This is a genomic window from Pseudomonas sp. UW4 (assembly GCF_000316175.1).
Taxonomy (GTDB): domain Bacteria; phylum Pseudomonadota; class Gammaproteobacteria; order Pseudomonadales; family Pseudomonadaceae; genus Aquipseudomonas; species Aquipseudomonas laurylsulfatiphila.
Window position 1 is genome coordinate 4,540,272 of sequence record NC_019670.1, and the last position, 21,440, is coordinate 4,561,711.

The 21,440-nt window shown below is 61.0% G+C and carries 9 protein-coding genes; 7 read left to right on the forward strand and 2 right to left on the reverse strand.

From position 1 onward, the window contains the following. Positions 1-89: 89 nt before the first annotated feature. Positions 90-2,216, reverse strand: coding sequence for a DNA helicase RecQ (recQ, locus tag PPUTUW4_RS20015; protein WP_015096309.1), 2,127 nt, complete (start codon positions 2,214-2,216; stop codon positions 90-92). 275 nt (positions 2,217-2,491) lie between these two features. Here recQ and PPUTUW4_RS20020 point away from each other — a divergent pair, with 275 nt between their 5' ends. The 5 genes from PPUTUW4_RS20020 to PPUTUW4_RS20040 all read left to right on the forward strand — a co-directional run bounded on the left by PPUTUW4_RS20020 (position 2,492) and on the right by PPUTUW4_RS20040 (position 7,777). Next, positions 2,492-3,079 (forward strand): YecA family protein, encoded by a 588-nt coding sequence (locus PPUTUW4_RS20020; protein ID WP_007975277.1) that lies wholly within the window; start codon positions 2,492-2,494, stop codon positions 3,077-3,079. A 10-nt stretch (positions 3,080-3,089) separates the two neighbouring features. Next, positions 3,090-3,485, forward strand: a complete 396-nt coding sequence (locus tag PPUTUW4_RS20025; protein ID WP_015096310.1) for a YbaN family protein — start codon at positions 3,090-3,092, stop codon at positions 3,483-3,485. Positions 3,486-3,759: 274 nt separating this feature from the next. Then, a complete protein-coding gene (gene lapG / locus PPUTUW4_RS20030; RefSeq protein WP_015096311.1) occupies positions 3,760-4,467 on the forward strand; it encodes a cysteine protease LapG in 708 nt (235 codons plus the stop codon). A 22-nt stretch (positions 4,468-4,489) separates the two neighbouring features. Then, a complete protein-coding gene (gene lapD, locus PPUTUW4_RS20035; protein ID WP_015096312.1) occupies positions 4,490-6,460 on the forward strand; it encodes a cyclic di-GMP receptor LapD in 1,971 nt (656 codons plus the stop codon). A 102-nt stretch (positions 6,461-6,562) separates the two neighbouring features. Then, positions 6,563-7,777: a carboxypeptidase regulatory-like domain-containing protein gene (locus PPUTUW4_RS20040; RefSeq protein WP_015096313.1), complete on the forward strand. Its 1,215-nt coding sequence runs from the start codon at positions 6,563-6,565 to the stop codon at positions 7,775-7,777. 121 nt (positions 7,778-7,898) lie between these two features. On the opposite strand, the gene PPUTUW4_RS20045 is transcribed toward PPUTUW4_RS20040, so the two are convergent. Continuing rightward, the gene (locus tag PPUTUW4_RS20045) at positions 7,899-17,309 is read right to left on the reverse strand and encodes a retention module-containing protein (protein ID WP_015096314.1); all 9,411 of its coding nucleotides are present in this window, start codon (positions 17,307-17,309) and stop codon (positions 7,899-7,901) included. A 587-nt stretch (positions 17,310-17,896) separates the two neighbouring features. On the opposite strand from PPUTUW4_RS20045, the gene PPUTUW4_RS20050 reads away from it, so the two are divergent. Beyond that, positions 17,897-19,255 carry a TolC family outer membrane protein gene (locus PPUTUW4_RS20050; protein WP_015096315.1) on the forward strand — a complete coding sequence of 453 codons (1,359 nt, stop codon included), beginning with the start codon at positions 17,897-17,899 and terminating at the stop codon, positions 19,253-19,255. Positions 19,256-19,271: 16 nt separating this feature from the next. After that, a complete protein-coding gene (locus tag PPUTUW4_RS20055) occupies positions 19,272-21,431 on the forward strand; it encodes a type I secretion system permease/ATPase (protein WP_015096316.1) in 2,160 nt (719 codons plus the stop codon). Positions 21,432-21,440: the final 9 nt, after the last annotated feature.

Below are 21,440 nucleotides of genomic sequence, written 5' to 3' on the forward strand. Positions count from 1 at the left end.
AAAACTAATTATTAGTCAGCTAAGCATGAGCCTCGATCCGAGGCAAGACTTGATCTGTACTGAATCGTTACATCAGCACTACGGATGTCTCAAATCTCGAATTCCGACTGCAAGGCAGCGCGAACACAGTACAAAACCCCTTCCGGTACCCGGCCCGCGAACAGCGCGGCGATCTCGGAAACCGGCGGCAATTCGCCCTCGCCGTCGAGGAAGGCGTCCTGGACTTCGCCCATCAGGTCTTCAGGCAGATCCAGCGCCTGCTCCAGCGACAACTGCTGCTTGCCGATCGCTTCGGCCAGCATGGCGTAGACGTTCTTTTCCGAGCACTGCAACTGACCGGCGATCTGCACGGGTGTCATACCGGCTCGCGCCAGCGTGATCAGTTCGTGACGTACGTCGGCCACCGGTTTCGGTGCCTCGACCTGGCCACCGAGTACTTCGAGGAAGGCCTCGCCGTAACGCTCCAGCTTGCGCGCGCCGACACCGCTGACCGTGGCCATTTGCGCCAGCGAGGTCGGCTGGCTGCGCAGCATCTCCAGCAAGGTCGAGTCGGGGAAGATGACATACGGCGGCACGCCATGTTCTTCGGCGAGCTTGCGCCGCAGGGCACGCAGGGCTTCCCACTGTTCGCGCTCCTCGCCACGGACCAGTTGGCTCGCCTGGCTCTTGCTGCTTTTCGCCACGGTTTGCGCCTTGAGGTCGCGGCGCAACTCCAGGGTCACCTCGCCTTTGAGCAGCGGCCGGCAACTGTCGCTCAGGCGCAGGCCACCGTAGCCTTCGAGGTCGATGTCGGCCAGACCACGGGCCACCAGTTGGCGGAACAACGAGCGCCACTCGCCCTCTGTCATCGCCTTGCCAACGCCAAACACCGAAAGATGCTGATGGCCGATGTTTCGGACCTTTTCGTTGTCCTTGCCCAGCAATACATCCACCAGGTGTCCGACACCGTAGCGTTGACCGGTGCGGTAGATCGCCGAAAGCGCCTGCCGCGCGGGCTCGGTGGCATCCCAGGTCTGCACGCCGTCGACGCAGTTGTCGCAATGACCGCAAGGCTGGGGCATGTCCTCGTCGAAGTAGGCCAGCAGCGTTTGTCGACGGCAGCGGGTTTCTTCACAGAGCGAGAGCATGGCGTCGAGCTTATGCTGCTCCAGGCGTTTGTGGCGCTCGTCGCCTTCGGAGTTCTGCAGCATCTGCTTGAGCATCACCACGTCTTGCAGGCCGTAGGCCATCCAGGCGTCTGCTGGCAGGCCATCACGGCCGCCACGGCCGGTTTCCTGGTAGTAGGCCTCCAGGGATTTCGGCAAATCGAGATGCGCGACAAAACGCACGTTGGGCTTGTCGATGCCCATGCCGAACGCCACGGTGGCAACCATGATCAGGCCTTCTTCGTTGAGGAAGCGCTTCTGATGGTAAGCCCGCAAATCGTTGGGCAGACCGGCGTGGTACGGCAGCGCCGGGAAGCCCTGTTCGCTGAGGAAGGCGGCGACTTCCTCGACTTTCTTGCGCGACAGGCAATACACGATGCCGGCATCGCTGCGGCGCTCGGAAAGGAACGCCAGCAACTGCTTGCGCGGCTGCTCCTTGGGCACGATGCGATAAAAGATGTTCGGTCGGTCGAAGCTCGACAGGAAGCGCTCGGCGTCTTGCAGGTGCAGCCGGGTGACGATTTCTTCCCGGGTGCGCTTGTCGGCCGTGGCGGTCAGGGCGATGCGCGGCACGTCGGGGAACATTTCCGCCAACTGGCCCAGTTGAAGGTATTCCGGACGGAAGTCATGCCCCCATTGCGATACGCAGTGGGCTTCGTCGATGGCGAACAGGGAAATGTTCAGTCCCTGCAGAAATGACAGCATGCGCGGCTGGACCAGACGCTCCGGCGCCAGATAGAGCATTTTCACTTCACCGCGGCGGATGCGGGCGGCGAGGTCGCGCTGCTGCTCGGCGCTGAGGGTGGAGTTCAACGCGGCGGCGGCCACACCCAGCTCTTCCAGGGTGGCGACCTGGTCGTCCATCAGGGCGATCAGCGGCGAAACTACCACGGCCAGGCCTTCGCGCAGCAACGCCGGGACCTGGAAACACAATGACTTGCCGCCACCGGTAGGCATCAGTACCAGGGCATCGCCACCGCTGGCCACGCGCTCAATGATTGCACCCTGGCGGCCACGGAAACTGTCGTAGCCGAAGATGTCCTTGAGGACGCGTTGAGCCTGTTCGAGCATAGAAACTCCAAAAATCACCGAAACATCCCTGCAAGGCTGGTTCAGAACCCGCGATGCTGCACCGACAAATCGTAAGTGCGCATTGCATGACGCTTCACATTTCAGCCGTGAAGCCAGCAGGGCATCACAAAACGCGCGAGTATACCCGAGCCCCGTCCGGCAAAGGGCACCGCTGATAAGACTCCCACAAAGGTGCAAATATGCCGTGCGGCTGGCCCAAGCGCTCAAGAAGGCCTAGAATTCCCGCATCGAACATTCCCCAAGGTAGTCCTTTAATGTCCTTCGCTGAGCAACTAACCCGCCTGCAAGTCTTCCTCGACGCTGATGAACTGCATGACGAGGCGCTGGACTACGTGGCCGCCCACGGCTACCTCACTGCGCTGTCGATCTGTTCCGAAGTGGTCCCGGACCGTGAATGGATCGACGCACTGTTCGCCGAAGAGCCGCATTACAGTGGCGAAGCCCAGCGCGAAGAGATCGAAGCCACGCTGATCGGCCTCAAGGCCCACATCGCCCGCCAACTGGCCTCCGACGAGGAGTTCGAGTTGCCGTGCGACCTGGACCTGGGCGACGACCCGGACGATTCCGAACTGCGCGGCTGGTGCATCGGTTTCATGGAGGGCGTGTTCCTGCGCGAAGAAGCCTGGTTTGAAACCGCCGAAGACGAAGTCAGCGAAATGCTGCTGCCGATCATGGTCGGTTCGGGCCTGTTCGACGAGCAACCGGAGTTCTCCGACATTGCCGCCGACGCCAACCTGATGGACGACATGATCGTGCAGATCCCGGAAGCCCTGACTGCGCTGTACCTGCTGTGCAACGCGCCAGACGAAAAACCGGCGATTCTCAAACCCCGTCACCACTAAGGTTTTGCCTATGGACAACCCCATAGGCAACCGCCCCCTGATGTTGCGCTACGTGCTGCTGGCCATCGGCTGGCTGAGCGTAGCGTTGGGGGTCATCGGGATTTTCCTGCCGGTATTGCCCACCACCCCCTTCCTGCTGCTGGCGGCCGCCTGCTTCGCCCGCAGTTCCCCGCGTTTCTATCAATGGCTGGTCAAGCATCCGCGGCTTGGTCCGTGGATTCGCGATTACCTCGACGGCAACGGCATTCCGCTCAAGAGCAAGGTCTACGCCATCGGCCTGATGTGGGCGAGCATCCTGTTGTCCTGTTATCTGGTGCCGCTGCCTTGGGCACGGGGATTCATGCTGACCAGTGCGGTGCTGGTGACGATCTACATCCTCAGGCAAAAAACCCTGCGCAAAACCTGAAGTCTCCCGGGACCCTTGTGGCGAGGGGGCTTGTCGGATCGCCGCACCGCCCCGTTCGGCTGCGTAGCAGTCGCAAAACAGGTGGCCGCGGTGTACCAGGGATATCTGGATTGAATGGTTTGGGGTCGCTTCGCAACCCAACGGGGCGGTGCGGCGATCCGACAAGCCCCTCGCCACAAAAAGCCGTCCACCGAACTCTCTTCCTCCGACGACCTGCCCTCCCCCTGCAGAATCTCCACCTAAACTCCACGAACCTACACTCGAGCAGCCAGACATGGCCCGCAGTCTGCGTAGTCCAGGATGGCCAGCGCTCCGACTTCGGCTCGGCGTCTGGTTGCTGCTGGCCGGTTTGCTACTGACCGTTTTCAACGGTGTCCGGGCCGACTGGGATTTTGCGCAGATCCTGCAAACCGTGGAAAAACGCTACGGCCCGCCGGGACCGGCACGAAACCGGATCGAGGCGTGGAGTCAGATGCTGCAAAGTGCACGCGGCGCGCCCGAACGTGAGCAGCTCAACGCGGTGAACCGCTTCTTCAATCAGCAGTTGAATTTCCAGGACGACACGCGCATCTGGCAACAGACCGATTACTGGGCCACGCCCGTCGAAGCCCTGATCAAGGGTGCCGCCGATTGCGAGGACTACGCGCTGGCGAAGTATTTCAGCCTGCGCCGGCTCGGTTTTCCCAGCGAAAAACTGCGCATCACCTACGTCAAGGCCCTGAGCCAGAACCAGGCGCACATGGTGCTGACGTTCTACAGCGCCCCCACGGCCGATCCACTGGTGCTGGACAACCTGATCGGCGATATCCGCCCCGCCTCCCAACGCAAAGACTTGCTGCCGGTGTACGCCTTCAACGCCGAAGGCCTGTACCTGCCGGGCAAGAACGGCAGCCAACGCAGCAGCGACTCGAAAAAACTGTCGCGCTGGCAGGACGTGTTGAAAAAGATGCAGAGTGAAGGGTTCGACATCGGCGACGGCTAACCGCCATGGCAAGGAGCGAGATATGACACTGCGTAAACAGTTGTTCCTGGCCATCTGCCTGTTCCTGCTGGTGGCGTTCAGCGGCAGTTTTTTTGCCAGTCTGGAAAGCTCCCGCGAGCAAACGCTCAGTCAGCTGCGCGCCCACGCCCAGGACGCGGCCACCGCGCTGGGGCTGTCGCTGACGGCACAGGTCGATGACCCGGCAATGATGGAGCTGATGGTCAGTTCGATTTTTGACAGCGGCTATTTCAGCAGCATTCGCGTGATCAGGCTCAAGGATCAGCAAACCCTGGTGGAGCGCAGCACACCGACAAAAATCGACGGTGTGCCTGACTGGTTCGTCAACCTGGTCAACCTGCGCCCGGAGGGTGGCGACGCCTTGGTCATGCGCGGCTGGGAACAGCTGGCACGGGTCGAAGTACTGAGCAATCCGCAATTCGCCCTGGCCAAACTCTGGGACAGCACCCTAGGCAGCCTGATCTGGTTGCTGTTATGCGGGCTGTTCAGTGCGGTGATTGGAGGATGGATGTTGCGCAGGCAGTTCCGCCCGCTCGACAGCATGGTCCGACAAGCCGAAGCCATCAGTAAACGCGAGTTTCTCAGCCTGCCCAACCTGCCACGCACACCGGAGCTGAAACGGGTGGTGCTGGCCATGAACCAGATGGTCGAAAAGCTCAAGGCGCTATTTGTCGAAGAAGCTGCGCGCAGCGAAAAACTGCGGGCCGAATCCTATCTGGACAGCCTTACAGGCCTGGCCAACCGGCGCCTGCTCGACGAACAACTGGCCGACCACTTGAGAGTGTGCGAACAGAGCCGCGATGGTCATCTGCTGATGTTGCGGATCAACGACCTGAACGGGCTCAACCAGCGACTGGGCGGCCAACGAACGGACGCACTGATCAGCGCCGCAGGCGAACTGCTCAGGCGCCTGACCCAATTGCCGGAACGTCGCACCTGGCTGGCGGCGCGCAATCGCGGTGGCGAATTCAGCCTGCTGACACCGGGTCTGGACGCCGAAAGTGCCGTGCGCCTGGCCACAGATGTCAGCATCAGCCTGGAGAACCTGCGCCTGACCGGCGCCAGCGATTGCATGCCCGTCGCCCACCTGGGCGTTGTCGCCTATCGCCCCGGAGAGCCGATCGGCAACGTACTGCTGCGCCTTGATCAGGCATTGACTGAATCCCGGCAACGTCCCGAGCGACCCTGGGTGTATCTGGGCCACCATGACACCGCGCCGAATCACTCCCAGCACGACTGGCGCACCTGGATCGACGATGCCTTGAGCGAAGGCAAGATGCAGTTGTACTTCCAGCCCGTCGTGCAATGCGCCGACACCCGCCAGGTACTGCATCACAAAGTGCTCGCACGCCTGCTCGATCCACAGGGCGAGGCAATTGCCGCCGGGCATTTCCTGCCGTGGATCGAGCGTCTCGGCTGGTCGGCACGCTTCGACCTGGCCATGCTCGAAGCCACGCTGGACGACCTGGTGGTCAACCGCAGGCCCTTGGCATTGAGCCTGTACGGGAGCACCCTGCGCGACCCGCTGCAATGGCGAACAATCCTCGACCTGCTCGACTCTCTTCCCGAACTGGCACCGCTGCTGACCCTGGAAATCGACGAGCGCCAGTTGCCCTCCCCCGAAGAACTGCAGCGTTTGAGCCACAGCCTGCTGAACACCGGTTATCGCATCGGCCTGCAACACTTCGGCGGGCGTTTCAGCCAGATCGGCAACCTCACCCAGTTGGGTTTGGCGTACCTGAAAATCGATGGAGCCTACATTCGCAACATCGACGAGCAGCCTGACAAGCGGCTGTTCATCGACGCAATCTTTCGCGCGACCCACAGCATTGATTTGCCGTTGATTGCCGAGATGGTCGAGACGTCAGGGGAGTTGGCGGCCATCAGAGAGCTGGGTGTTTTCGGCGCGATGGGGCGGTTGATCGGGCCGCCGGAGCCAACCTTGCCAGGCCTCAATGGCAACTTCGACCATTGACCGAAAACCAACTTACAGCTGTCACTTATGAGAGTAGGCAGGTTATCTGACGAGGTTTTAAATCACTCCGGCATCCAAAATTCTTCAACACCCGGAGTCATCATGACCACTAATCCCCCGAAAACCTCGGCAATCATGCCAAACACACAGAGTGAAACAATAGCGAAAGTAACCTTCGATGAAGTCCGAGACAGCAACGGTCATCTCGTTGGCAATAACAGCGTTACTTTTGACAAAAACCTGAATTTCAAGGGTACGGCCGGCGCCACTACGGAGCTCTGGATTCGCGATGACGAGATCAGATTCACTGACGTGACCAGCGAAGGTTCAGGAGACTGGACCAAACAGTTCACACTGCCGGACCTCAAGCGCTACAGCCTTGACGCTTTGGAAAAAAAACCGCCTCAAAGTTCTTCCTTACAGTACATTTTCGTTTTGGCGACCGAGACACCGATCATAGACAAAGTCATCGGAAAGGATGGCCCGATTAAAGATGGCGATACCTACGACGGTGACTCGCTCGAGTTCTCCGGTTACGCACCTCCCGATATGGAAGTTGAAGCGTTCAACGGCAACACCCCCACGGGCAAGAAAGCCACGGTCGATGGTGACGGCTTGTTCAATCTCACCTTTGATGGGATCACCGGTGGCAACTACAAGATCAAGATCAGGGCAGCTAACGGCAAAGAGTCCGATGTGTTCAACTTCGGTGTCGCATCGGATATGAAACTGAGCCTGGATGACGTCCTCGAGTCCGAAGACGGCCCTTCTGTTCCTGAAGGTTGCACCACCGGCAAGAGTCAGTTGATCATCAAGGGGCATGCCATGCTCGGTGAGAGCATTCAGCTACTCAATGGCGGCGCCCCCATAAAAGATGCCGTCGCAACTGCTGATCCCGTCAATGGAGCCTGGAAAATCCTGCTCGATGTGACAGACGGAGACTACAGGCTCGCTGCCAGGGCGGACTATGGCGATGGGGAAATCACCGCCCCGCCCCGCACCTTTACCGTGGAATCCACCATCAAACCGCACAATACCCGTGTGTACGATTCGGACGGCCTGATCCAGGACAACGCTACCACCCCATACAACCATGTCATTGTCAGGGGTGATGCGGCCCAGTCAGCGCAGATCAAGCTGAAGATCAATGGCGTCACCGGGCCGAAGCCGGAACCGACCGACGATACGGGTAAATGGGCCAGATTGGTTACAGGTCTGGAATACGGAACCACCTATCAATTCATCGCGGTGGCAGACTATGGTGACAACTCAGAGTCCACCCCCTGGACGATTACTACCGGGGTACCGAACGTATAAGCAGTCATCGCAAGCGTTAAAGTCTCCAGTGGCCAGACAGAGCCCTGGTTAGAAACTATTGAATGAAAAAACCCGCCATCCCTTACACAGCAATGGCGGGTTTTTCCGTTCAGGTTTCAGGTCACACGGTATCCACCTTCAACGAATGATCGTTGAGCATGCCGTTGATGATGGTCGCCGTGTCATGCCCGCTCGCGACCACCCCACCCGCTCCCGGCGTGACACCGTATTGACTGGCGAGGTTGACGCCGGCCAGGTCGATGGTCTGGTTCGGTGCGGCGCCGGCCATGGCGCTGACGTCGATGCTGGTCACCGTCGAAGCCCCGCTGCCGGTGACGGTGAAGTGCAGGTAGTCATCCAGCGAAGCCGTGGTGCCGTTTTCCCCTTGCAGTAGTTGCGACAGGTCGAGCTTGTCGGTGCCGGGCGTGAAGTCGGTGATCAAGTCATGGCCGCTGTTGCCCTTGAGCCACTGGAAGGTATCGTCCCCCGCCCCGCCGCTGAGGGTGTTGTTGCCCAGGCCACCGATCAGCAAGTCATCGCCGCCCCCGCCATTGAGGATGTCGTTGCCCAGGCCGCCATTGATCACGTTGTTGGTGTTATCGCCGCTCAGGGTGTCGTTGAAGTTAGAGCCGGTGAGGTTTTCGATTGCCATCAGGGTGTCCGTGCCCGCGCCGAGGGTGTTCTGCGCAGCGAGCAGGCTGAGGTCGACCGTGACCCCGGCGGTGGCGTGGGCGTAGCTGGCCGTGTCGATGCCCGTACCGCCATCCAGGGTGTCATTGCCCGGGCCGCTGTAGAGCAAGTCATTGCCGGCGTCGCCGTGCAGTTCGTTGTTGCCGGAGCCTGCTGTGAGCACATCGTTGCCGTCGCCGGCATTGATGATGTTGCTGCCCGTGCCCGCCACCAGGATGTCATCCCCGCTGGTGCCGGTGAGGGTGTGGCCGTCCTGATAGCTGATGGTCAGGTTGGCCGAGTCGCTGCCACCATGGTTGTCGTTGGCGGTGTAGGTACCGTGGTAGTCCGTGGTGACTTCGTGCGCACCGGCGTAGTTAACCGTCATGGTCAGTTCGTAGTTTTCTGCCGAATTCTTATTGCTGCCACTGGTGTTGGCGATGTTGGTCACGTGGATCTGGTAAGTACCATCCGCGCCTGCGGTGATGGTGCCGCCATCGGCGATGCTGACGAACGCCCCACCGTTGAGCGAATACTCCATTGTGATGTGCCCAGGGTCCAGGTTGTGATCGAGGTTGAGCGTTTCTCCCTGTTTCAGTTTGACCGTGATCAGGTCTTCATTGTTGCCATTGGATTGGTTCGCTGCGCTGAGATAGCCACTGACCACCAGCACCGCCGTCATGGTCGCCGCGTTGGCCGCAAAGGCGTTGCGCACGTTGGCCAGACTCTGGTTGGCGGGGTTGTTGTTTTCACCGGCGAAGCTGATCGCGCCGGTACCGGTGAAGTCCTCGCCTTTTAAGACCCAGCCGGTGTTGAACGAGGTTGGTGTCGCCGAAAGTTGGTCGCCATTGGGGTCGGTGTCGTTGGCCAGCAACAGTTCGCCCGGCACCACGATGTTGCTCGACGGCACGTTGGTGATGACGTGGTCATCGGCGGCCACTGGCGGTGCGTTCGGTATGACTTTGATCGTCAGGGTGGAGCTGGCCAGGTCGCCATCGTTGTCGCTGACGGTGAAGCCGATGTTTTCGGTGATCAACACCGAGGTGGTTTTCTGCGAAATGTAGGCGTATTCACCGGTGTCGAGATTGATCTGCAAGGTACCGCTGTTGTTGGTGGCAATGTTCAGTGTGTTGTCCACGGTGTTGAACGTGCCATGGTTGAGCCCGCCGCTGAAGTTCAGGGAGCCCTGATTGGTGTTGCCGCTCGGATCGTAGGTGTACGTGGTGCCGTCCACCGTGATGGTCTTGATGAAGCCGCCATCGGCGCCGAACGCACCGCCCTCGCCCAGCAGCGAACCGGTCACCGGTGCACCGTTCACCGTGCCGGACAGCACCGAGTTGAGCTGGTTGAGGTCGGTCACCACCACCGCATTGGTGTCAGTGTGGCTATTGCCGTCATAGGCCAGTGGGTTGAGGTTCGCGTTGCTTACGCCACTGCCCAGGCCGATCGCGTAGTTCTTGATGTTGTTGGCATCGAGGAAGGCTTTCAGCGCGGTTTCGTCGGCGGTGCCGATTTCCTGGCCGGTGGTGGGCTTGCCGTCGGAGAAGAAGTAGCCGACGTTTTGCGCACCGGTCAGTTTGCCCGAGGTGTTGAACGCGGTCTGCATGGTCGCCACGGCCGCGTCGTAGTTGGTGCCACCGTTCGCGGTGAGGCCGGCAAGCAGGGTCTTGGCGGTCGCAACATCGACCCATACCGAAGTCATGTCGGTGGCGCTGCTGCTGAAGGTGACGAGTTGCACTTTCACGTCGCCCAGGTCGTCGTATTTATCCAGCAAGGCACTGATGGCCTGCTTGGCCAGTTCCAGCCGCGACAGGTTCGACACGCCGGAAGGGTCGACCATACTGCCGGAGACATCGAGCACGATCAGCAGGTTTGAATCGATCTCCACCGCTGCCACCGAGCGATCCGATGCCACCGCCTTGGGCACGTCATCGACAATGTTGACCACGATGGTGCTGGTGCTGCTGTTGCCAGACGCATCGGTGGCCTTGTAGGTGATGCTTTCACTCAGGCTGTTCGGACCGTCGTTGGCGTTCGGCGAGGTTTTTGGCGCCGAGGTCAGGGTGTAGGTGTAGCTGCCGTCGGGGTTGAGCAGGATTTGCCCGTAGGTGCCGGTGGCGCTGCCGACCAGGGTGTAGGTGAGCGCGCCGCTGGCACCCGAGACAGATCCGACCAGGGTCCCGGACGCGGTTTCGCCGGTATTGCCCGGGTCGCTGCCGGTGACTGTACCGGCGGCCAGGTCCTGGCCGCCCTGGCTCAGGTCGAGGGCTTTTTCGTAGACCGTCACGTCGCTATCGGGATTGGCCTTGATGATGCTGTTGGCCACGTCGATGGTGATGGTGGTGGTGCTTTCATCGCCATCGGAGTCACGCACGGTGTAGGTGAAGGTATCGGTCGCCCCCGCATCGCCGACTGAACCCGGGTTGCTGTGATACACCGCATTGCCGTTGGCATCGAGGATCAGGTAGCCATAGGTGCCATTGATCGGGTTGCCCAGCCCGCCAATGGCCGACGTCGAGGTATTGCTACCGGCGCGCACGCCGACCACCGTCGCCGGACCATCGGCGCCGCTGATGTCATTGCCCAGCACACCGATATTGACCGTGCCGCCCTCCGTTACCGACGACGAGTCAGGTTTGGCGCTCGGCAAGTCATCGACGATCTTGACGTTGATCTGCCCGTTCGCGATGTCGCCATCGGTGTCAGTGGCTACGACGTTGATGTTCTCGATGAGGTTGTTGGTGCCGTTGGCCGTTGGATGGGCTTCGTTATCGTTGAGGGTGTAGCTGTAGCTGATCACACCAGTGGCCGGGTTGTATCCGGTAATGGTCAGGGTGCTGCCCAGCGGCGTGACGGCGGTTTGCGGGAAGCCGGCGGCCACGCCTGCGCTGACGACAGTGATGCCGCCCACAGTCAGGGTTTGCAGGCCGTCGAGGGCGGTAACCGTGAAGGTGCCGCTCTGGATCAGGGCCGGGGTGTTGGGGTTGGTGCCGTCACTGAGGTTTTTCTCGTAGACCGTCAGCTCGCCGCCATACACGTCGAGGCCGTTGAGGGTGACCTTATCGTCGTTGTTATAGACGTTCAGCACCAGGTTGGCGGTGCTGATGTCACCGTCGGCGTCCGTGAGGGTGTAGGTGAAGGTTTCGGTATCGCTGCCACCGCCGTGCAGGTTTTTGAAGTCCGCGCTATTGGGATCGAGCGTATAGGTGTAGGTGCCGTTGGCATTGAGCACCAGGGTGCCATAGGTACCGGTGAAGGTGCCTGGGGTGACCGGGCCGGCATCCGGGCCAACGGCGACGTTATCAGCGCCGATCACGTCGTTGCCGAACACATCGCCGCTGAGGCTCGGCACTGTTTCCGAGACGGTGCCGAGGTTGCTGTCGTTCATCGCTTTGGGCACGTCATCGACAATGTCCACCACGATGGTGCTGGTGACGATATTGCCCAGCGAGTCGGTAGCCTGATAGCTGAAGGTCTCGTGCATCACGTTCGGGCCGTCATTGGCGTTTGGTGTGGTGCTCGGCGGGGTCGTCAGGGTGTAGGTGTAGGTGCCGTTGGCGTTGAGCTGAATCTGTCCGTATGCCCCCACGTTGCTGCCGACCAGGGCGTAGGTGATCGCGCCGACTGCGTTAGTGACCGAACCCACCAGTGTGCCGGAAGCGGTTTCGCCCGTGTTGGTCGGATCGCTGCCGACGACCGTACCGGCGGCCAGGTCCTGGCCGCCCTTGCTCAGGTCGAGGGCTTTTTCGTAGACCGTCACATCGTTGTCGCTGACCGCTTTCAGGCAGATGTTGTAGACGTCGATGGTGATGGTGGTGGTGCTTTCGTCACCGTCGGAATCGCGCACGGTATAGGTGAACACATCCACCGCGCCGGGGCCGCTCACCGCGTTAGGCGTGCTGTGATACACGGCGTTGCCGTTGGCATCGAGGGTCAGGTAACCGTAGGTGCCATTGATCGGGTTGCCCAGCCCGCCGATGGCCGAGGTTGATGTATCGCTGCCCGCACGCACGCCGACCACGGCGCCAGCAGCAGCCGGACCATCGGCACCGCCGATGTCGTTGTCCAGCACATTGCCGCTGACGGTGCCGCCCTCCTGCACCGAGTCCGCATCGGCTTTGGCGGTCGGCAGGTCGTCGATGATGTTGACGTTGATCTGCCCGTTCGCGATGTCGCCATCGGTGTCGGTAGCGACGACGTCGATGTTCTCGATGAGGCTGTTGATGCCGTCGGCGGTTGGATGGGCTTCGTTGTCGTTCAGGGTGTAGCTGTAGCTGATCACGCCGGTGGTTGGGTTGTAGCCGGTGATGGTCAGGGTGCTGCTCAACGGCGTGACGGCAGTTTGCGGGAACCCGGCTACCACGCCACCGCTGACCACGGTGATGCCGCCCACGGTCAGGGTTTGCAGGCCGTCGAGGGCGGTGACCGTGAAGGTACCGCTCTGGGTCAGGGCCGGCGCGTTAGGGTCGGTGCCGTCAATGAGGTTTTTCTCGTAGACGGTCAGCTCGCCGCCGTACACGTTGAGGCCGTTGAGGACCACCGGATCGTCGTTGTTGTGGATCTGCAGCACCAGATTGGCGGTGCTGCTGTCGCCGTCCGCGTCGGTGAGGGTGTAGGTGAAGGTCTCGGTGCCGTCGCCACCACCGTGCAACGCTTTGAAATCCGCGTCGCTGGTGTTCAGCGTGTAGGTGTAGGTGCCGTTGGCGTTGAGTACCAAGGTGCCGTAAGTGCCGGTGAAAGTGCCGGGGGTGATCGGGCCAGTGCTTTCTCCAATGGTCACCCGGTCGGCGCCTTGCACGTCGTTGGTCAGCACGTTGCCGTTGAGGGTCAGCAGGGTTTCCGAGGCGGTGCCATTGCTGTCGTTCATGCCTTTTGGCAGGTCGTCGACGATGTTGACGTCCAGTGAACCAGTCGCGGTGGTGCCGTTGTCATCGACCGCGGTCACGGCAAACTGTTCAGGCAAGGTGTTGGCGCCGTTGGCGGTTGGGTGCGCTTCGTTGTCGTTGAGGGTGTAGCTGTAGCTCACGACACCGGTCGCCGCGTTGAAGCCGGTGATGGTCAGCGTGCTGCCCAATGGCGTAGTGATCGATTGTGGAAATCCCGCCGCTACGCCTCCCGTGACCACGGCGATGCCGCCGACGGTCAGGGTGGTGACGCCGTCCAGTGCGGTAACGGTGAACGTGCCGCTTTGGGTCAGGGCCGGTGTGTTGGGGTTGCTGCCGTCACTGAGGTTTTTCTCGTAGACCGTCAACTCGCCGCCGTACACGTTGAGTCCATTGAGGACCACCGGATCGTCGTTGTTATGGATCTGCAGCACCAGGTTGGCGGTGCTGCTGTCGCCGTCCGCGTCGGTTATGGTGTAGGTGAAGGTCTCGGTGCCGTCGCCACCGCCATGCAGGGCTTTGAAATCGGCATCACTGGTATTCAGCGTGTAGGTGTAGGTGCCGTTGGCGTTGAGTACCAAGGTGCCGTAGGTGCCGGTGAAAGTGCCGGGGGTGATCGGACCAGCGCCTTCACCGATGGTTACCCGGTCGGCGCCTTGCACGTCGTTGCTCAATACGTTGCCGTTGAGGGTCAGTTGGGTTTCCGAGGCGGTGCCATTGCTGTCGTTCATGCCTTTTGGCAGGTCGTCGACGATGTTGACGTCCAGTGAACCAGTCGCGGTGGTGCCGTTGTCATCGACCGCGGTCACGGCAAACTGTTCAGGCAAGGTGTTGGCGCCGTTGGCGGTCGGATGGGCTTCGTTGTCGTTGAGGGTGTAGCTGTAGCTCACGACACCGGTCGCGGCGTTGAAGCCGGTGATGGTCAGGGTGCTGCCCAACGGGGTGGTGATCGACTGCGGGAAGCCGGCGGCCACACCTGCGGTGACCACGGCGATGCCGCCCACGGTCAGGGTCGTGATGCCATCCAGTGCGGTGACGGTGAAGGTGCCGTTCTGGGTCAGGGCTGGCGCGTTGGGGTTGCTGCCGTCATTGAGGTTTTTCTCGTAGACCGTCAGCTCGCCGCCGTACACGTTGAGGCCGTTGAGGACCACCGGATCGTCGTTGTTGTGGATCTGCAGCACCAGGTTCGCGGTGCTGCTGTCGCCGTCCGCGTCGGTGATGGTGTAGGTGAAGGTTTCCGTGCCGTCACCACCGCCGTGCAGGGCTTTGAAGTCGGCATCGCTGGTGTTGAGGGTGTAGGTGTAAGTGCCGTTGGCATTCAGCACCAAAGTGCCGTAGGTGCCGGTGAAAGTGCCGGGGGTGATCGGACCAGCGCCTTCACCGATGGTTACCCGGTCGGCGCCTTGTACGTCGTTGGTCAGCACGTTGCCGTTGAGGGTCAGCAGGGTTTCCGAGGCGGTGCCATTGCTGTCGTTCACGCCTTTCGGCAGGTCGTCGACGATGTTGACGTCGAGGCTGCCCGTGGCCGTGGTGCCGTTGTCATCGACCAGGGTCACGGCGAACTGCTCAGGCAGGGTGTTGGCGCCGTTGGCCGTTGGGTGCGCTTCGTTGTCGTTGAGGGTGTAGCTGTAGCTCACGACACCGGTCGCCGCGTTAAAGCCGGTGATGGTCAGGGTGCTGCCCAATGGCGTGGTGATCGATTGTGGGAAGCCCGCCGCCACACCCGCGGTAACCACGGCGATGCCGCCGACGGTCAGGCTGGTGACACCGTCCAGTGCAGTAACAGTGAAGGTGCCGTTCTGGGTCAGCGCCGCGGCATCCGGAGTACTGCCGTCACTGAGGTTTTTCTCGAAGACGGTGAGTTCGCCGCCCTCGACGTTCAAACCGCCAATCGTCACCGGGTCATCGTTGTTGTGGATCTGCAGCACCAGGGTCGCCGTACTGCTGTCGCCATCGGCGTCCGTCAGCGTATAGGTGAAGCTTTCGGTGCCGTCGCCACCGCCGTGCAACGCTTTGAAATCCGCATCGCTGGTGTTCAGGGTGTAGGTGTAAGTGCCGTTGGCGTTAAGTACCAGGGTGCCGTAGGTGCCGGTGAATGTGCCGGGGGTGATCGGGCCGGCGTTTTCTCCAATGGTTACCCCGTCGGCGCCTTGCACGTCGTTGCTCAATACGTTGCCGTTGAGGGTCAGCAGGGTTTCCGACGCCGTCGAAGCGTTGCTGTCGTTCACGCCTCGAGGCAGGTCATCGACGATATTCACATCCAATGAACCGGTGGTCGTGGTGCCGTTGTCGTCGACCGCGGTCACGGTGAACTGTTCAGGCAGGGTGTTGGCGCCGTTGGCGCTCGGATGCGCTTCGTTGTCGTTGAGGGTGTAGCTGTAGCTCACCACACCGGTCACCGCGTTGAATCCGGTGATGGTCAGCGTGCTGCCCAGCGGGGTAGTGATCGACTGCGGGAAGCCCGCCGCCACACCCGCGGTGACCACGGCGATGCCGCCGACGGTCAGGCTGGTGACACCGTCCAGAGCAGTAACGGTGAAGGTACCGTTCTGGGTCAGCGCCGTGGCATCCGGTGCGCTGCCGTCGCCGAGGTTTTTCTCGAAGACGGTGAGTTCGCCGCCAGTGACGTTCAAACCGCCAATCGTCACCGGATCGTCGTTGTTGTGGATCTGCAGCACCAGGGTCGCCGTACTGCTGTCGCCATCGGCGTCCGTCAGCGTATAGGTGAAGCTTTCGGTGCCGTCGCCACCGCCGTGCAGGGCCTTGAAATCGGCATCGCTGGTGTTGAGGGTGTAGGTGTAGGTGCCATTGGCATTCAGCACCAGGGTGCCGTAAGTGCCAGTGAAAGTGCCGGGAGTGATCGGCCCGCTGTTTTCACCGACTGGCACACGGTCAGCGCCTTGCACATCGTTGCTCAGCACGTTGCCGTTCAGCGTTAGCAGGGTTTCCGAGGCGGTGCCATTGTTGTCATCGACTGCTTTGGGCACGTCATCGATGATGGTGAGATCCAGCGTACCGGTAGTGCTGTCGCCATTGCTGTCGCTGGCCACCACGGTGACGCGCTCGGTAAGACTATTGGCACCCTCGCCGCTTGCATGGGTTTCGGCACGATTGAGGGTGTAGCTGTAACTGACCACGCCCGTGGCCGGGTTGTAGTTGGTGAAGGTCAAGGTACTGCCCAGAGGGGTGGTGATCGACTGCGCAAAACCTGCCGCCACACCGCCACTGATCACGTTGATGCCGCCGATGCTCAGGCTGGTCAGCCCGTCTGGCGCATTGATGGTGAAGGTGCCGCTTCGCGTCAGTGAACCTTCGTTCCTCACCGAACCGTCGGTCAGGTTGGCTTCATTGACAGTCCGCTCGCCGTTCTGCCCCGACAGACCTTCGAAGCTGACCGGATTGTTCGGCACCTGCGGCGTCACTGGTGGCACCACAGGGGTATCGGCCGCTACAGCGTTATTGTCCGGATTAGCGTTCAGGCGTTCTTCGGGAAGTTCGGGAATGCCATTGAAACCGGCAGTAGGGAAGCCGATGGTGGGTTCGACTCGCCCACCCACTTCCTCGAGCATGACGAAACTATGGCCGCTGCCCTGGACGCCGCCCGGTACACCGCTAGTCGTAGACGGCCCGGCAGCGGTGGCTTCAGCGGTTTGGGTCGGGTCGTCGCCCGCTGCAATGGCTTTTTGCAGCTGTTCGACATCCGTCAGTTGCGCCTGGCTCGGCGTCACCGCCTCGGACAAGTCCACATGGGGAATCTGATTGGCGAGCAATTGCGGGGTCATCTGCATGCTGCTGCCGCGCCCGAGGGTCAGTTCCTGGCCATTTTGCAGATGCACCGCTACCGCGCCTTCAGCGCCGGTACTCAGTTGGTCGCCAGCGAACAGCTTGTCCCCTTCGACCAAAGCACGCCGGGTGCCGTCGCTCGCAACCGCGAAGACTTGACCGATGACCTTACTGACGATTCCGATGAGCGTTGCCATGTGCACTTCCTCCGCTGCCAACCGCTGTCGGCACCTTGTTTGTGCGAAGAACGTGCTCATGGCTCGAGCGGGTTGCCTGGCGGATCGTGTTCCGGGTGTCGGTTTACTTGAGTAAGCCGTGTACCCGGCAACGATCTCGCCCAGCCAGTCGCTCACGGCGCTGTTTACGATTTCGGGAAAATCCTTCTGCAATCAATGGCATCGGATCCCCGTTCGCAACAACGTTGCCTGTGAGCAATGCGTAACGATCTCGAAGCACTCAAGTGACAAAAAAACGTCGCCACCAGATCGCTCGCATCCCTCCCCTCCAGCACTTCTCCGCTCTATTTCAATAAGTGGATTGGAACTTTCCTCAAACCCCGATGGGTGCCCTAAAGCTAGTAAAACCAAGGCTTTCGACTTGAACAATGTGCTGGATTTTGTAGAGCGCATAAGTTTTTTTTTGCATAGCCGTTATGAAAAAAATTTCTTAGCTACGCTCCAGAATGTTCTTAGCTCTTTTGTTAAGGACATGAAACAACTTTACCTATAAATGCCGTCAAATAATTGGCGACTGATAAGCACCATCAGGAATCAGGGAGATGTACATGCGCCTATTAACCCCCCTCTGCAGCGCGGTTCTTTTGGCCATGGCCTGCTCGTCCCAGGCTCAGGCCATGACGCTGACCGAAGCAATCCAGAGCACCATCGCGACGCACCCGGAACTGGCTTCGCGGGTGGACAGCCGTCTGTCGGCTGACGAAGACGTGAAGGTCGCGAAAGGGGGCTTTTATCCATCGGTAGATCTGAACGCTGCTTACGGGCGCGGGTATAGCGATAACACCAATACCCGGGCGCTCGGCAATCACCACACCGAAATTCTCAACTACACCCAGTCGGAATTGCGCCTGCGGCAAATGCTTTTTGACGGGTTCAACACCGCCAATGAAGTCGATCGCACCAAAGGCGTGGTCAACTCGCGAGCCTATTACGCTCAGGGTACGGCTCAGGATCTGGCCCTGCGCACCACCGAGGTCTATCTCGAAGTGCTCAAGCGCCGCGAACTGGTGACCCTGGCCAAGAACAACCTGCAAGCGCACTTGCGGGTCAACGACCAGATCGGCCTGCGCACCCAGCGTGGCGTGGGTAGCAACGCCGATGCCGACCAGTCCAGCGCTCGCCGGGCACTGGCAGAAAACAACCTCGACACCGCCGAAGTCGATCTGGCTGACGCCGAGTCGAACTTTTACGCCGTTGTCGGGCGTATGCCCGATGAACTCGAAACCCCGCCGTCGATTCGCGGCGAAGTCCCAACCTCCCTGCCCGAAGCCCAGCAGAGCATGGTGGAAAACAACCCTTACCTGAAATCCGCCCAGGCCGACGTGCAATCGGCCGAAAGCCAGTACGAAGTTGCCAAGTCGCCCTTCTACCCACGCCTTGACGCCGAGGCGGCAGTGGGCGCGAACAACAACGTGCAGGGTGACGAAGGCCACGACAACGAGTGGCGGGTCGGCGTGGTGATGAATTACAACCTGTTCCGCGGCGGCAGCGACAAGGCGCGCCTGGCCTCCGACGCGCACAAGATCAACCAGGCCATGGACATCCGCAACAATGCCCTGCGCCAGCTCAACGAAAATATTCACCTGGCCTGGAACGCCATGGTCAATGCCAAGAAACAAACCCCGACCGCCCGTGAATACGCCGACACCAGCAAGCGCGTACGCATTGCCTATCAGGATCAGTTCGGCCTCGGCCAGCGGACCCTGCTTGACCTGCTCGACAGCGAAAACGAACTCTACAACGCCAACCGCCGCTACACCGAAGTGCGCTACACCGAAGAGTTTTCGATGTACCGCATCCTGGCGAACATGGGCCAGTTGTTGAGCAAACAACGGGTCGTACTGCCCGCCGACGCGATTGCCCAGACCGAAGTGAAAAACGAAGCTCGTCTGCCTGAAATGAAGTAGTACATGGGAGGGTTCAATGACCAGCATGGAACCCGGCAACACCGGTGTCGATCCGCGCCTGAGCTTCGATGACCCGCTTCTGGATGGTCTGCTGATCCTCTGCAAACTCCACGGCGCGACGGTCAGTCGCGCCAGCCTCAGTGCCGGGCTCCCCATGGCCCACCAACGCCTCAGCCTGGACTTGCTGCCCCGTGCAGCGGCCCGGGCCGGTTTGCAGGCGCGCCTGCTGCGCCGTGACCTCAAGGACATCTCGCCGCTCAACCTGCCCGTGCTGCTGTTGCTCAACAACGGCCGCACGGCCGTCCTGCGTCGTTATGCCGATGACGGCAAGGTGCTGATCCTGCCCAGCGAAGCCGACGGCGGCGAACAATGGCTCAGCCCTGAAGAGCTGGCCGAACACTACAGTGGCCAGGCGCTGTTTGCCCGGCCACGCCACGAACTCGAAGACTTGCGCTCGCCGCTGATGCCTCGGGTCCATGCTTGGTTCCGCGATACGCTGAAGCTGTCGAAATGGCTGTACAGCGACGCGATCCTCGCGAGTTTCCTGATCAACCTGCTGGGTCTGATGGTGCCGCTGTTCGTGATGCAGACCTACGACCGCGTAGTGCCGAACCAGGCCACTTCGACCTTGTGGGTGCTGGCGATCGGTCTGCTGATCGGCACCGCTTTCGAACTGGTGCTGCGAGTCGTTCGCGCGCACCTGCTGGATACCGCCGGCAAGAAAACCGACGTGATCCTGTCGGCCACCCTGTTCGAGCGCATCACCGGCATGGCGATGAAAGCACGGCCGGCGACCATCGGTGGTTTTGCCCAAAGCATTCATGACTTTCAGGGCCTGCGGGAGTTTCTCACCGCCGTGACTCTCACCAGCCTGATCGACCTGCCCTTCTGCCTGCTGATGCTGCTGGTGATCGGCCTGCTCGGTGGCTGGCTGGTGGTGATTCCGATTCTGGCGTTTCCCATCACCATCATTTTCGCCATGGTGATCCAGGTACGCCTGCGCGACACCGTACAGAAAAGCCTCAGCCTCGGTGCCGAACGCCAGGCGTTGCTGATCGAAACCCTCAGCGGCCTGGAAACCCTCAAGGCCTGCAGCGCCGAAAGCGAACGCCAGCACAAATGGGAAAGCACCCACGGCGCCCTCACCCGCCTCGACAGCCATGCGCGCAACCTCTCGGCCCTGGCCACCAACGGCACGCTGTTCATCCAGCAACTGTCGGGCATGGCGACCATCGTCGCCGGGGTCTACAGCATCATCGCCGGCAATCTCAGCGTCGGTGCCCTGGTGGCCAGCTACATGCTCGGCAGTCGGGTACTGGCGCCACTGGGACAGATCGCCGGCCTGATCACCCGCTACCAGCAAGCGCAACTGACCATGAAAAGCACCGACGCGCTGATGGGCCTGCCCCAGGAGCGCGACGCCAAACAACGGCCATTGGAGCGCACGCAACTGCAAGGGGCGCTGGATGTTGTCAGTGTGACCTTCCACTACAACGGCCAGAATGCCCCGGCGCTGGCCAACGTCAGTTTCAGCGTGAAACCCGGTGAGCGAATCGGCGTGATCGGTCGCAGCGGCTCGGGTAAAAGCACCCTGGCGCGGCTGGTGATGGGTTTCTACGAACCGGAGGAAGGCCAGCTATTGCTCGATGGCCTGGACTTGCGACAGCTCGACGTCGCCGACCTGCGCCATCAGATCGGTTACGTCGCTCATGACTTGCCGCTGCTGGCCGGCAGCCTGCGCGATAACCTGACCCTTGGCGCGCGCTACATCAGTGACTCACGCATGCTCGAAGTGGCCGAACTCACCGGCGTCACCGAACTGGCCCGGCAACACCCGCAAGGCTTCGACCGGCCCGTGGGCGAGCGCGGACAGTTGCTGTCCGGTGGTCAGCGCCAGGCGGTTTTGCTCGCCCGGGCCTTGTTGCTCGACCCGCCGATCCTGCTGCTCGACGAACCGACCAGCGCCATGGACAACAGCAGCGAAGACGTTCTACGGCAAAAACTCCACGGCTGGGTCCAGGGCAAAACCGTGCTGCTGGTGACTCACCGCACCTCGATGCTGAGCCTGGTGGATCGGCTGGTGGTGCTGGACAACGGACGGATCGTCGCCGACGGGCCGAAAGAAGCAGTCATCGATGCACTGCGCAAGGGCCGTGTCGGCTCTGCGGCCGTCTAGGAGTTGGCC